This window comes from Paraburkholderia sp. BR10923, assembly GCF_040948765.1.
Classification (GTDB): Bacteria; Pseudomonadota; Gammaproteobacteria; order Burkholderiales; family Burkholderiaceae; genus Paraburkholderia; species Paraburkholderia youngii.
On sequence record NZ_JBFPKO010000115.1, the window covers coordinates 1 to 1,395 of the forward strand.

General features: G+C 60.7%; 1 pseudogene. It reads right to left on the reverse strand.

The window, feature by feature from the left end:
- Window positions 1–861 precede the first annotated feature (861 nt).
- Window positions 862–1,395 (reverse strand): annotated as a pseudogene (locus AB3X94_RS41615) (IS5 family transposase); the annotation flags it as partial.

The window sequence follows — 1,395 nt, forward strand, 5'->3', positions numbered from 1 at the left end:
AGTGGATGGCCAAGCTCTTCTCTGCCTTGTCACATTCAACAGGCTGAATATGGGAATTTGAAGCCGTGACCTGCTGTACGACCAGCAGTTGCCTACCCGGACGCGCGCGATTGGTAACGGTCGGGTGCGAAGCTCCGGGGACAACGTACCCTCCGTTAAGGCGGTTCACCCGGGCAACCGGGAAGGAATCGACACTGCCAGCCGCCGTGCGGTGTGGGGGCCAGGCAAGTTCCGCATGCACAACGTACGTGAACTGCTGACAGAATCCTCGTTATTGTGAAAGAGCCCAAGCTGCTGTTGGCTCTGACCAAAAGGTATATGGCTGGTTGCGCCTTTTTGATGTGGGCGCACGTCGTCAAAACGCCATCGGGGAAGAGGCAGGTGCTAACCGGACAGGCCCAGAAGTGCTCGGGTCGGTGGAGATGGGAACGCGGGAACCCCGATTTCCCGTCATCGTTTCGCGTCAAGGAAACGGAGGCAGGTAAACCGCGAGGAATACTGTTGGGAAAGCGGGAGTGAGAACGCGCAAGAAGCGAAGGGTTGCCTGTAACGGGTAATATAGGGGTTCAAGATTTGCCTCGACCTGAAAGGGTGCTGACGTGCGTGTGGTGCGGCTGTCGTGAGTCCGCATCTGGGGTTCACCGAAGGGAAGCTTGTGAGAGGCCGGTTGGTCTACGGCTCAGCGCCCTTGTCTCGGTTTCGGGACGAATCGACGATGCGACGCTAGCGAAGGTTGCGTATGCACAGACGCAGCCGGCATCAGCACGATGCTTAACGCCGTGCGCGAGCCGTATGCGGGGAAACTCGCACGTACGGTTCTTCGGGGGCCGCGTTTCTGAGAGGGAACGCGGCTACCCTCTCGAAGCGCGAGCAGATAACGGCAGCAGCCAGGGAAAGCAAAGCACTATGAATGTCGAGACGCCGTTCGAAACGAATGCGCAGTTTGCCGAAACCGGCAAACCATACATGCGTGCGCTCGACCACCCAGCGATGCCGCCCGAGCCGCTCCTTGCTTTCCACGCCGCGACGGGCAATACGGGCCGTGATTCCGCGCTGCTTCAGGTAACGCCGACAGCGGGCAAAGTCATTGCCGTTGTCCGCATGCAACTTGTCCGGGCGTTTGCGGGGCTGGCCATTCAGACCCGAGACTGCCGGAATGGCATCGAGCGTGGGCTCGAATGCCATCGAGTCGTGTCGGTTGGCGCCCGTGACCGTGATGGCCAGTGGAATGCCGCGCGCGTCTGCAACGATGTGCCGTTTCGACCCGAGCTTTCCCCGGTCTGTCGGGTTGGCGCCGGTTTCCTGGCCCCCCGGGAGCTGGCAACACTGGCAGCATCGAGGCTCGCCCGTTCCCAATCAATCTGGTCGTGCTCACGCAACCGGCGAAGCATTGCC